General features: G+C 52.4%; 10 protein-coding genes. 7 read left to right on the top strand and 3 right to left on the bottom strand.

Features of this window, described 5'->3' with window-relative positions:
- Positions 1-4: 4 nt before the first annotated feature.
- The 4 genes from AC1WNR_RS00815 to AC1WNR_RS00800 are packed head-to-tail and all read left to right on the top strand — an operon-like array spanning position 5 to position 5,668.
- Positions 5-1,126 (top strand): ABC transporter permease, encoded by a 1,122-nt coding sequence (locus AC1WNR_RS00815; protein ID WP_481642665.1) that lies wholly within the window; start codon positions 5-7, stop codon positions 1,124-1,126.
- The gene (locus AC1WNR_RS00810) at positions 1,119-2,729 is read left to right on the top strand and encodes an ABC transporter ATP-binding protein (protein WP_481642664.1); all 1,611 of its coding nucleotides are present in this window, start codon (positions 1,119-1,121) and stop codon (positions 2,727-2,729) included. Before AC1WNR_RS00815 ends, AC1WNR_RS00810 begins: the two co-directional genes overlap by 8 nt.
- A 29-nt stretch (positions 2,730-2,758) precedes the next feature.
- Positions 2,759-4,120: an alpha-galactosidase gene (gene melA, locus AC1WNR_RS00805; RefSeq protein WP_481642663.1), complete on the top strand. Its 1,362-nt coding sequence runs from the start codon at positions 2,759-2,761 to the stop codon at positions 4,118-4,120.
- 15 nt (positions 4,121-4,135) lie between these two features.
- On the top strand, positions 4,136-5,668 hold the full coding sequence (locus AC1WNR_RS00800) for a tryptophan halogenase family protein (protein WP_481642662.1): 1,533 nt from the start codon (positions 4,136-4,138) through the stop codon (positions 5,666-5,668).
- On the opposite strand, the gene AC1WNR_RS00795 is transcribed toward AC1WNR_RS00800, so the two are convergent.
- Entirely contained in the window at positions 5,669-6,715 is a 1,047-nt protein-coding gene (locus AC1WNR_RS00795) for an aldose epimerase family protein (RefSeq protein ID WP_481642661.1), read from the bottom strand. It abuts the gene before it with no gap.
- Positions 6,716-7,254: 539 nt separating this feature from the next.
- Here AC1WNR_RS00795 and AC1WNR_RS00790 point away from each other — a divergent pair.
- Entirely contained in the window at positions 7,255-7,776 is a 522-nt protein-coding gene (locus AC1WNR_RS00790; protein WP_481642660.1) for a methanogen output domain 1-containing protein, read from the top strand.
- Between the two features lie 3 nt (positions 7,777-7,779).
- Positions 7,780-9,960: a putative bifunctional diguanylate cyclase/phosphodiesterase gene (locus AC1WNR_RS00785; RefSeq protein WP_481642659.1), complete on the top strand. Its 2,181-nt coding sequence runs from the start codon at positions 7,780-7,782 to the stop codon at positions 9,958-9,960.
- Here AC1WNR_RS00785 and AC1WNR_RS00780 read toward each other — a convergent pair.
- Positions 9,957-10,856 carry a LysR family transcriptional regulator gene (locus AC1WNR_RS00780; protein ID WP_481642658.1) on the bottom strand — a complete coding sequence of 300 codons (900 nt, stop codon included), beginning with the start codon at positions 10,854-10,856 and terminating at the stop codon, positions 9,957-9,959. The genes AC1WNR_RS00785 and AC1WNR_RS00780 overlap by 4 nt on opposite strands.
- A gap of 133 nt (positions 10,857-10,989) precedes the next feature.
- Between AC1WNR_RS00780 and AC1WNR_RS00775 the strand changes: the two genes are divergently transcribed.
- Positions 10,990-12,639 carry a GMC family oxidoreductase gene (locus AC1WNR_RS00775; protein ID WP_481642657.1) on the top strand — a complete coding sequence of 550 codons (1,650 nt, stop codon included), beginning with the start codon at positions 10,990-10,992 and terminating at the stop codon, positions 12,637-12,639.
- On the opposite strand, the gene AC1WNR_RS00770 is transcribed toward AC1WNR_RS00775, so the two are convergent.
- Positions 12,636-13,097 carry a DsrE family protein gene (locus tag AC1WNR_RS00770; RefSeq protein WP_481642656.1) on the bottom strand — a complete coding sequence of 154 codons (462 nt, stop codon included), beginning with the start codon at positions 13,095-13,097 and terminating at the stop codon, positions 12,636-12,638. The genes AC1WNR_RS00775 and AC1WNR_RS00770 overlap by 4 nt on opposite strands.
- Positions 13,098-13,145: the final 48 nt, after the last annotated feature.

Genomic DNA, 13,145 nt, shown 5'->3' with positions numbered 1-13,145 from the left:
TCTGATGAGTACGACAAATATCAGCATGAACGCAGAGGCCACCCAGAACTCTTCAGGCCTGAGCTACTGGCAACTCGTACGTCGCCGCTTTATGCGCAACCGATACGGTGTTGCTGGACTCATCGGCTGTATCTTTGTGCTCTGTTCAGCCATTTTTGCGGGATTGATCGCACCGTACGGCGTTGAATCTAAGGATCGCAAGGCTATATATCACCCGCCCCAGTCCATCTATTTTTTCAATGAAGATGGATCCCTGGCTCGCCCCTATATCCTTGGTTTTGCCGAGGAGATGGATATGAACACCTTCGAGATCACCTTCGTTCCAGATCCAAGCGACCGACACGATCTCAGCCTCTTCGTTCAGGGCGATAGTTGGACGCTGCTTGGCATGGAATTCTCTACGCACCTTTTTGGTACCACTTCGGGGGCCAAATTCCACCTCTTGGGCACTGATTCGCTCGGACGAGACGTCTTCTCGCGCATGATTTGGGGGACGCGAATCACCTTGCTCATGGGCTTCTTAGTAATGGGCGCGGCACTGGTAATCGGTACCAGTGTTGGCGTGGCGTCTGGCTATTATGGCGGTCGCTTCGACCTAATCACACAGCGTATCGTGGAGTTCGTAAAATCCTTCCCGGATCTACCGCTCTATCTGGCACTGGTGGCTATTTTGCCGCGCCGTGCTGAACCGATGACTATTTTCATCATGTTCGCGGCGATACTGGTGCTGCTTCGATGGGCAGATATCAGCCGCGAATTGCGGGGTAAGGTGATCTCCCTGCGCTCAATGGAGTATGTGCGTGCCGCAGTATCTGTAGGTGCATCAGACAAACGCATACTAGCTCGCCACATTGTGCCTAACACCTCTTCGCACATGATTGTATGGGCTACTTATCAACTCCCTGAGGTGATTCTACTAGAGAGCTTCCTCTCATTCCTGGGCGTGGGTGTACAGGCTCCAATGGTGAGCTGGGGAACCATGCTCAACCAGGTGAGAGACTTTCAATCCTTTGCCGCAGCCCCCTGGCTGATGGCACCAGTAGCCATGATTATTATCTCCGTACTTGCTTTCAACGCCTTTGGTGACGGCATGCGCGATGCAATGGATCCATACGCCAATGACTGAACCACTACTTAAAGTCGAAAATGTTGTCGTCGATTTCCGGACCGTTGCGGGTACCGTTAACGCCGTACGGGGTGTCTCTTACGAGGTCGCCCGTGGTGAAACCCTTGCTGTCGTTGGCGAGAGTGGTTCGGGTAAATCGGTTACTGCTCGCGCGATCATGTCGATGCTAGCCGAAAATGCGGTTGTAGGTGGGGATTCACGCATCACCTTTGCAGGCAAAGATATCTCCACGTATTCAGAACTGGAGATGCAGCGTCTGCGCGGTAATCAGATCTCAATGATTTTTCAGGAGCCCCTGACCTCGCTCAACCCTATTTACCGCGTTGGGGATCAGGTGGCAGAGATCATCTTGACCCACCGCCCCATGTCAAAGAAAGCAGCGATGGCCGAAGTGCTGAAGTTATTTGAAGAGGTGCGCCTCCCAAATCCTGAAGCGCGTTTGAGCCAGTACCCGCATGAGATGTCAGGTGGCCAGCGCCAGCGTGTCATGATCGCTATGGCTTTGGCTAACAAACCCGATCTTCTCATTGCAGACGAGCCCACTACGGCACTGGACGTTACGGTTCAGGCTGAGATTCTTGGACTACTGAAAGAGCTACAACGCAGCCACAACATGGCTGTTATTCTCATTACGCACGACCTGACGGTAGTTGAGAAGACCTCTGATAACGTCGTAGTGATGCGCTATGGGGAGGTGGTAGAGCGCGGTCGTACCGAAGAGGTGTTTGCCAACCCTCAACACCCCTACACCCAACACCTGCTCGCATCGGAACCTAAGGGGCATCCCGACCCGCTGGAGGAGACTGCACCGGTTGTTATGTCCAGCGACAAATTGCGAAAGGTCTACAACACCCAATACGGTGGCTTTTTCAGCCGCAAGAACTATGAACTGATCGCCGTTGATGACATCTCGGCAAAAATTCGTAAAGGCGAAACGCTGGGTATTGTAGGCGAGAGTGGTTCAGGCAAAACGACGCTTGCGATGTCTATGGTTCGGTTACAAGAGGTGACTTCCGGGGCCATCTATTTTGATGGCGACCGTATAGATCAACTGGATCGTACGGCGATGCGCCCCTATCGCACCCGTATCCAGGTCGTATTCCAAGACCCCTTTTCGTCACTCAATCCGCGTATGATCGTGCGCCAGATATTGGAAGAGGGGCTGATCGTAAACGGCATTGGCAAAACAGCGTCCGAGCGCGAGGAGTTGATTAAGCAAGCGCTTAAGGATGTGCAAATGCCAGCCGATGCGATGCAGCGATTCCCGCATGAATTCTCCGGCGGACAGCGCCAGCGCATCGCGATCGCTCGCGCTCTGGCTCTTAAACCCGAATTTATTTTGCTAGATGAACCGACTTCAGCACTCGACCTGTCGATACAAGCTCAAATAATCGATCTGCTGCGCGAACTGCGCCGCAAACACGATCTCAGTTACCTGTTCATCAGCCACGATCTCAAGGTGGTTCGTGCTCTATGCCACAACGTGATTGTGATGCAGCACGGTCAAGTTGTTGAGGAGGGGCCAACCGAGCAGGTACTCAGTAACCCAACTAACGAATATACCCAGCGTCTTGTTGATGCTGCTTTTAATGTTGTCGCCTAGACAGATATAGATAGCTAAGAGGAAACACTATGCGCTCATCGCCTAAGATTGCATTTATAGGTGCAGGTTCCACCGTCTTCATGAAGAACATCATCGGTGATGTACTGCAGCGCCCGGCACTGTCAGCTGCTCACGTTGCCCTGATGGATATAGATGGAGGACGTCTTGCTGAATCAGAGATTGTCTTCAACAAGCTGGTGGCTTCCCTGGGTGCAAAAGCGACCCACTCTCTACACACAGATCGACGCTCCGCACTTGAAGGTGCAGACTTCGTAGTAGTTGCGTTTCAGATCGGTGGCTACGAGCCCTGCACGGTAACCGACTTCGAAATTCCAAAGAAGTTCGGGCTACGCCAAACTATCGCCGATACTCTTGGCGTCGGTGGCATCATGCGCGGTCTTCGCACCGTACCGCACCTCTGGGCTATCTGTGAGGATATGTTAGAGGTCTGCCCAGACGCGCTGATGCTGCAGTATGTTAACCCGATGGCAATCAACACTTGGGCGATTGCGCGCAAGTACCCCCAGATCAAACAGGTTGGCCTATGCCACTCGGTTCAAGGCACCGCGCATGAACTCGCGACTGATCTGCAGATGGATGACAGCAAAATTCGGTATATTTCGGCGGGTATTAACCATGTTGCATTCTTCCTCAAGTTTGAGGAGATCATGGAGGACGGTACTTACCGCGATCTCTACCCTGACCTGCAGAAAGGCTACGCTGATGGCGTCTACCCACGCCCAGAATCGAGCTGGAACCCGCGTTGCCCGAACAAGGTTCGCTACGAGATGATGAAGCGCACTGGCTACTTCTGTACAGAGAGCTCAGAACACTTTGCGGAGTACACGCCCTGGTTCATTAAAGAGGGACGCGAGGATCTGATTGAGAAGTTTGGTATTCCGTTGGATGAGTATCCTAAACGCTGCGTTGAACAGATTGGTCGCTGGAAAGATCAGCTCGCTGAGTACCAGCAAGCCGAGAAAATCGAGGTTCCAAGCTCAGTAGAGTACGCCTCACAGATCATTAACTCGGCCTGGACCGGCACCCCCAGCGTGATTTACGGTAACGTACGTAACAACGGCTACATCAGCGCGCTACCCGATGGCTGTGCGGTTGAGGTACCCTGTCTAGTGGATCACAACGGCATCCAACCAACACGCATCGATCATGTTCCCCCGCAGCTTGCGGCTATTATGCGCAGCAATGTCAACGTGCAGGAGCTCACAGTTGAAGCTCTGATGCAGGAGAAGCGCGAGCACATCTACCACGCGGCGATGATGGATCCGCATACAGGTGCCGAACTAGACCTGGAGCAGATCTGGCAGTTGATCGATGAGCTGATCGAGGCGCACGGCGAATGGCTACCAGAGTGGGTACACACCAAGAACTAAGGTAAAGCGAGAGAGATGGCACAAAGCACAGCAGATATCGTAATTGTTGGCGGCGGCACAGCTGGATGGCTGGCCGCAATGATCCTTCAGGCAGAGTCTAAAAGCGCTGGAAAGCCTCTCTCTATCGCGCTTATTGAGAGCTCGAAGATACCGACCATAGGTGTTGGCGAGGGCACAACCTCGCTATTCCGCGGAGTACTGCACCGGTTAGGCCTTGATGAACAGGAGTTTATCGCCAAGACCGAAGCGACCATAAAATACGGTATCCGCCATCGCGACTGGCGTCGCAAAGGGCATGTCTATGACGGCCCTATAGATGACGTCTATCACCTGGCTGATCGGGTCGAAGGAAAAGGCTCCTGGATAGATACGTTCTGTGTTGCTGCCGGGCGATCAGTAGCGGAACCGCACCTGTTTGGCGCCCTGATGCAACAGAACCGGGCACCTGTGGCACAAACACCGGGCGGGCTGAAGCCCCTTAGTCAGTTCCACCACGCTTACCATTTCGATCAGGCTAAAGTCGGGGCCTGGTTGCGCAGTAAAGCGGATGGCATCACGCATATAGATGCAGCAGTAGAGGGTGCGAGACTGAATTCTGAAAACGGCAGGATTGTCTCGCTTGTGCTCGATACCGGTGAAACGGTATCGGGCAGTTTTTTTATAGACGCTACTGGTTTCAGACGTTCTCTTATCTGCAACGAAATGGGTTCCGTGTGGAAAAGTTACAGTGATGTGCTGCCCGTCAACCGCGCGATGCCCTTCTGGGTAGAACTCAAAGATGATGATGAGATCCCAACCTACACCCACGCCTGGGCACAAAGCTCGGGCTGGATGTGGCAGATACCCACCCAGAAGCGCATCGGTTGCGGTTATGTCTACTCCGATGCGCACCTGACACCTGAGCAAGCCCAGGCTGAAATTGAGCGGACACTGGGACACCCGATAGAACCTCGCAACGATATAAAGATCGAGTCAGGTCGGGTTGAGCAGCCGCTGAATAAGAACGTGCTCGCTATTGGCCTGGCAGCTTCGTTTCTAGAGCCCCTAGAGGCGACATCGATACACGGTACGCTGGTAAGCATACTGCTATTCGCGGGCCGTCATCTGAACAATCTTAGTACGATAACTGCGGACGAAGAGGCCTCGTTCAACCGTGCAATTTGCGGACAGACCGACGACTTCAGAGACTTTATTAACTTGCACTATGTCAGCGAACGCAGGGACTCACCCTTCTGGTGCGATGTCGCAGAGCAATATGTTCAGCCAGAAACCCGAGAACGTCTGGCGCTCTGGAGCCAGAAAATGCCGGGGCCTGAGGATTTCAGCAACGAACTAGATGGCCTTCCCCATTTAGAGGAGCTGCTACACCTACCTGTGCTAGACGGGCTTGGGCTACTCAATCAAAACCTTGCCCGCAAAGTAATGAATCAAGACAAACAGTTTCAGCGTTTCGCGCGTGAGACTACCGACTTTTTAACACGTCAAAGCAGCCAGATGGCTAATATGGCACTGGGACACCGAGCTTGGCTCAACAGTCTGGCAGGCTAATCACTGATACTCGAAGCGATAGACAGTCTGCTGACGGTACTCTTCACCCGGTCGCAACAGCGTAGATGGGAAAGAGGGTTCATTGGGACTGTTTGCAAAGTGCTGAGTCTCCAAACAGACACCCGCATACGAAGCAAAACGAACCCGGCCGTCAACCGAACTACTATCCAAATACTGCGCGGTGTAAAGCTGGAGACCGGGCTTCGTAGTGCTAACTAACATTGAGCGACCCGAAACTGGATCTCTCAACCTAGCTATCTCCGTCAACTCTCCCTCGTGTTTATTCAGCACGAAGTTATGATCGAAACCGGCAGGCTCTCCAACAAATGCGCCTGAGTCGGCTCCCAAACTCTTTGCCTGCCTGAAATCGAAAACTGTATCGCTAACAGCGCGTTGCTCGCCCGTGGGAATCGACTGACTATCGACTGGTGTGTAACGGTCGGCATCTATCCAAAGCTCATGCCCCATGCAACTGCCAGAGTCGGCCCCGGCCAGGTTAAAATATCCGTGGTGAGTCAGATTAACATGCGTAGGCGTGTCGCACTTTGCTTGATAGTCGAACTTCAATTCATTGCTGGAATTGAGTGAGATTCGAACGCGAACAGAGAGATTGCCGGGAAAGCCCTCTAGGCCGTCCTCCAGAACCGTCGATAGCTTCACGCCTACCTCATCAGGAGATTCAAAGGTATCAGACTCAAGCACGCGATTATGCAAACCCTGAAAACCACCATGCAGCTGATTCTCGCCTTCATTAGCGCTGAGTTGGTACGTTTTACCTTCAATATCGAAGGACGCACCAGCAATCCGGTTCGCATAACGACCCACAAGCGCACCGATATAGGCACTATCTTGTTCGTAGCTCACTAAATCATCGAAACCGAGAACGACGTTTTCGGGCTCACCGCCAGCCGCCGGCACATAGACTGCGCTTACTCGTCCCCCATAGGTAAGGAGCTCAACACTCATACCCGAGTCGTTTGTGAGCGTGTATTTATCAACGGCCTGACCTGCTCGACTGATGCCATATTCTGCGCGACTAATTTGCATACTAAAACTCTATTGAAAACCATCGCTGCTAGCTTACCTTTTGCGCTGCTGCTGTGCACCACAGTGAAGTCATCAGCTTAAAACACCCCCATTAATGTCGGTATCCTATTTCAACGGACTACCCTGGGTTACGTTATTTTGACCGTTTCAACAAGGTCATCCAGGAAAACGTCAATAGCTGTCTTCTCTGTTGCCCTGAGTACTTGCGACGTCACTCCAGTCCTGAGGCTGCCGGAGATATCGCCTCGGCTGCAGCGCGCAGGGAAGACATACGATGTGGCTGAGTCCATCTATGGGCTGCTATCAGAGCAGAGCTCCTATGTAACGGGCAATCTGGTAGATGTTGCCGGCGGGCGCTAACCTGCATAAATGTCCTAAGCGCCTGAGAAGCTTGAAGTAATTTCATATTCATTGCCCGCTTAACGTCTGTTGGAATCCCCAGAGCGCCCAAATCCCAACTACACTTAAAATTCCTCTCAACATCTGGAGCGATGTTGTATCCAATGAGCACTGGAGGCTTGCCTGCGCAGGTAAAGTGAATGAGCGATCTAAGTGCACACGAACTCAAAATCGAACTCGACAGAGACATTTTTCTGCGCAATTTACTGCGTGAACTGAGCGGTACACTTGAGGACCTTGTGGGCCTCGAAGAGGCATCTGGGTATATCTCACTTGTTGGGCAGAAAATCGGCGATTGGATAAACAGTGAATATCGCTCTAAGTATGAACTCGAGCGACTGCCGTTAGATAAACTGGCGCAAGTATTGGTCGACTTGAAAGAGCGAATCGAGGGTGATTTCAAACTGGAATCAGTCGACGAGACCAAAGTGGTCCTAAGTAACAGCCGCTGTCCCTTTGGTGACAAAGTATTGGGTCGACAATCGCTCTGCATGATGACGTCGACGGTCTTTGGCACTATCGCTGCCGAGAATAACGGTTACTCTCGAGTCATTTTGGATAAAACCATTGCTGCCGGTGATGGCTGTTGCAAGGTGATTGTCTACCTCTCCCCGCCCGCGAATGAAGATTCGTTGCGTGGCATCGAGTATTACGAGGGTTAACCGGTGCCGTTTCCGACGCTCATAAGACTGATAGATGCCGTTCCAGATATCTTCTTTCTAGTTGACCTAGATGGTCGACTAGTCGCAGCAAACCGAGCCGCGCAACGACAATTTAATCTGCAGGCCAACACTATTCTGGGCCTAGAACTCATCTCTCTGTTAGATAACTCCGAAGCACAACTGCGAGAGTTTTTAGCGCGATCAGCCAGAAGTACCAGCCCAACATTGACGCCATTGAACTGGCGACACAATAGAGAGAATCTCAAACTGAAAACTTTCGCCTCTCGGTTTGAATCAGATTCGATATCCAGTCACGGAAAAATGATTGCACTGCACTGCAGTTGGCAGATTCAGGGGTCCGGTCAGTTCTCTGCTTTGAACCGAGAGCTCGAGAACAATCGGCGTACACTGGTCAAGCTGCTCGAAAGTAAAAGGACCATAGAGTACGAGCATGAGCGCTCGGTGATCACATTACAGAGTATCGCTGATGCCGTTATCGCGACTGATCGCTTGGGATTTGTCGAAGTATTCAACGAAGCTGCGGTTCGGCTTACACAGGTTTCCGAGGAGATCGCAAAAAATCAGCATATTTCTGAAATTTTGGGTCTTATTGAGGGCCCCTACAACACAGAGGTACAAACGCCTCTAGAGAGCTGCCTGCAGACTGGCGAGTCAGTTCTAGTTAACGAGGCGCGGGTGCAGGTACAGCACAACGAGCAAGAGTTTGTGATCTCCGCCTCAGCCTCTCCGATTCGACTTGAATCGGGTCGTGTTGTTGGAGCTGTTATGGTTTTTCGTGATATCTCTGAGGCACACGAGACACAGCAGCGGATTAAATACCTTGCCGAGCATGACCTACTGACCGGTGTTGCGAACAGACACCAGTTTAACGCAGCTCTGGAGCGTGAACTTAAAAAAGTCGGTACAAATCGCCCGTGCTCTCTGATCTTTTTCGATATGGATCTATTCAAAGTGGTTAACGACACTGCGGGCCACCAAGCGGGAGATCAGCTACTCAAGGACATTGTGCGTATTGTTCGGTCCCGTCTCCGCAATTCGGATCTATTCGCCAGAATGGGTGGCGATGAATTTACGCTACTGCTGCCGAACACCTCACTTGAAAACGCTGAAGCGTTGACAACTCACATACTGCATCTAGTTAAGCGATTCGTTTTTCGGTGGGATACACACGCCTTTGATATAACGCTCAGCGCGGGTCTCACAACGGTAGACCAAGCCGGTACAGATGCGTCCGAGGTAATTCGACGTGCAGATTTGGCCTGCTATGTTGCTAAACGCTCAGGCGGTAATCAGCTTCACTGTTTCGCCCCCGACGATCTAGCCGGGCGGAGTAATTTGAGCGAGTTTAACCTTTTAAGCGAGATCCGAAGGGCACTGGATCGTAATGATTTAACCCTCAATTTTCAGCCACTCGTCGATATTCGCAACGGCAGCATCGCATACCATGAAGTGCTGTTGCGTATGCGCGACAGTAATCAACAACCCATTTCGCCCGCGGAATTCATCCCGGTAGCAGAGCGCAGTGGTTTGATGGGTGACATCGATGCCTGGGTCGTTACCCATGCTCTACGGACGATGAAAACCTATCAAGATCAAGGCGTGTCACTGAAGCTCAGCATCAACCTCTCTGGGCGCTCTATCGGCAACCGCGAACTGTTGGCGCGTATACGTGAACTGATAGCAGAGAATCAGATACCGAAACTGAGCGTGATTTTTGAGATTACCGAGACAGCCGCGATCGAGAACATTGATACAGCGCTTGAATTTATCGAGCAGATTCGCGCTCTCGGTTGCCTCTTCTCCTTGGATGATTTTGGTGCCGGCTTCAGCTCTTTCAAATACCTTCGCAGCCTCCCGGTAGAGTTCGTCAAAATAGACGGCAGCTTCATCGTAAATATCCTGCAAGACAGTGCCAACGAGGCCACTGTGCGCGCCATCCATCAGATCGCTCAAGGCTTCGGTAAAATGACCGTGGCGGAGTACGTAGAGGATGAAAGCGTTGTCGATCTGCTTAAAGAGATCGGTATCGATTACGCTCAGGGCTTTCATTGGGGCAAACCCACAGCGGAACCGCAACTCGAGCTGACACATGCTGAAACCGCTCAGCCTGAGAGCACAGGCTCGAAGAACAATAAGTCTGCACGAAAAACTACAAAGGTTTAGCCCAGCTCAGAGTGCCATACAGTCTCTACAGCGTCGAAAGCAGCTTGAATCGCAGGCTCGGTCCGCCGCTCCTTCCGACAGATGAATCCAAGAGCGGCCTCAACCGAGACAGCATCCGCGATCACAATACCCTCGTGATGGGCGGCATCCAACGCTAAATTTTCACGGGCTAGACTTAAGCCCACCCCCGAACGCACGAGATCGGCCATTGACGGCTCCAGATCGACCTGGGCCACGATATTCGGACGCACATTAGCTGCGCTGAATTGCGTATTCAGAAAGCGATTGTGAGCTGAGTCTTCGGGCGTCCAGATCCAGGGAAGGCTCGCCAACTCGCGCCAGCCCCGTCCTGTCACCATGCTGTGCCAACCGGGCGGGGCGATAACCCGATAACGAAATTCTGTCAGCGGCAGAACAGAAAAGCTGCCTTGATACTCTGATAGCCCGGGATGACCCAGAGTGTAGGCTACGTCTAACTCGCCCTGCTCCACCTGCCTGGATACGCGGCCCGACATTCCATGGGTCAAATCAAACTGCAGTACCGGATGCTGAGACGCTAGGAGTTTCAACACACGTCCAAGCCGCAAAAAGCCGGGGTCTACAATTGAGCCGAGCTTGAGCCGTCCAGAGAGCGCCGATTGCAGACTACTAGCTGAGGCTGAAAATTCCGCTGCTGCTCTAACGGCGCGTTCAGCTGCGGGTAAAAGTTTTAGCCCCTCTTCGGTTAGCTGCATACCTCGCGAGCCGCGCACCAACAGTTGCACGCCCAACTCAGCTTGCAGCTTCTTCAGCTGATGGCTGAGGGCCGGCTGGGTTAGGCAGAGTCGCTCTGCGGCTTTAGTGAGGTTCCCCTCTTGGGCAACAATAAGAAAAGTTTTGAGACTATTGAGGTCCATAGATATAAAAATCTCTAATAACAACCCTAACAATAATTCATTGGATATGCATGAGTACAGCGCTTAAATTCAACACCAGACACGTTTAACAGTAAAAGAGCTACGCTCTTTTTAAACCTTCGGGAGTGGCCGCATGAAAGACCTGGGAACCTATGACTACATCATCGCTGGAGGCGGTGCGGCCGGTTGTGTGCTGGCTAACCGTCTGTCAGAGGATCCAGATGTCAGCGTTCTGCTGCTAGAGGCAGGTAATGATGAGAAGTGGATCTGGACGCGCATACCGGTTGGCTATCTCTACTGCATCAACAACCCCCGCACTGACTGGTGTTATAAAACAGTTCCCGAAAAAGGGCTGAATGGTCGCTCTATCATTTATGCGCGCGGCAAGGGCCTGGGTGGCAGCACACTGATCAACGCGATGCTCTACCTGCGCGGTCAGGAGCGTGATTACAATGAGTGGGCTGAACTCACCGGTGACAGTGCTTGGAACTGGAATGGCGTTAAACCCGTTTTTAAATCGGTTGAAGATAGCTGGCGTGGTGCGAACGACAATCACGGCTCTGGCGGTGAGTGGCGCGTTGAGCAGCAGCGTCTCAGCTGGGAGATCCTCGATCACTTTGAATCTGCCGCGAACCAAGCAGGCATCCCAACCAATCCGGATTTCAATACTGGCAACAATCTCGGTGTCTCGAAGTTTGAGGTCAATCAGAAGCGCGGTTGGCGCTGGTCTAGCGTACGCGGTTTCCTTGACCCTGTGCGCTCGCGCCCTAATTTGACCATTATGACGGCGGCCCTATCCGACAAGGTTACTGTCGAAGGGAAACGCGTAACCGGCATCGAGTTCCTACATAAAGGCCAGCCTTGCAAAGCAAGTTCACGCATCGAAACCGTTTTGGCAGCGGGATCAATCGGCTCACCAGCTATTTTGCAGCGCAGCGGTATTGGTAACCCAGAGTTCCTGCAGAGCAAAGGCATTGAGGTTATACATGCCTTACCCGGCGTCGGTGAAAATCTGCAGGATCACTTGCAGTTGCGCACCGTATTCAAAGTCAAAGGTATTAAAACTCTTAATAAGACAGCCAACTCTCTCTGGGGCCAGGCGATGATGGCACTGGAGTTCGCCCTCTTTCAGACCGGGCCTCTGACAATGGCCCCCAGTCAGCTAGGGATGTTTGCCCACTCGGATGACAAGGTAGAGACACCGGATATTGAATATCACGTGCAGCCACTATCACTGGATAAATTTGGCGATCCACTGCACAAATTCCCGGCTTTTACCGCCAGCGTCTGTAATTTGCGTCCAACCTCGCGCGGCACTATTAAAATCACCGATACCGACCCGAACAGCGCGCCTGAGATCGCCCCGAACTATCTGTCGACAGACCGCGACCGAGAGGTTGCGGCCAACAGTCTGCGTTTGACGCGCAAAATTGTGCAGCAACAGGCGCTACAGCCGTTTGAACCAGAAGAGTTTGTACCCGGTACTGAGTATCAGACAGATGAAGAGCTGGCTAAAGCAGCCGGTGACGTGGGCACAACAATTTTCCACCCCGTCGGCACATGTAAGATGGGCAGAACTGATGACCCTCAGGCCGTCGTTGATAGCCGCCTGCGTGTTATTGGACTTGAGGGACTGCGCATTGTTGACGCTTCGATCATGCCAACGATCACCTCGGGTAATACAAGCTCGCCAACCATCATGATTGCAGCCAAGGGTTCGCAGATGATTCGCGATGATCGCCTAGCATCAACAACGGCGTCAGAGGTAAAAGCAGCGAGCTAAAAAGCGAAATCGGTCACCAAGACGTAGCCCAGCGCTATGTAATCATTGATCTGGGCTGGGCCTGAGGCGGAGACATCAACATAGTCTGGAAACGCCTCAGGTTTGATATCGCGCCAGCTAGCATAGGTGCCACAGACGTGCACATCGACACCCTGTTCGCCCAAATTCAGTACTGACTGGTGCAGCTCAGGGAAGACACTCGCCTTCTCAGTGGTCAAAGCAAACTGTTCGTTACCATGACTGACAACGGCGATATCAATGTCTGGCCAGCGGCGCTTGAGCTGCTCTATGGCCTGCAGCAGCTTCGGCTGAGTCCTCGTCCAGCTGCGCTCATTCGGGGCAAGAATCTCAAACACCACTCCATCTGGGCGCTCGTCCATGGAGATCACCTCGTTGAAGGTTTCGGCCCTCAGACCAAGTGAGAGCACCATCAGAATCGACAAAAAGAGTGCACGCATCGCCTTATCCTCGCATTTGTACTCTTAGGTAATTGTAGATCAAACCGG

Source organism: Marinobacterium marisflavi (assembly GCF_982447095.1).
This window is presented reverse-complemented; position numbering and strand designations above follow the sequence as displayed.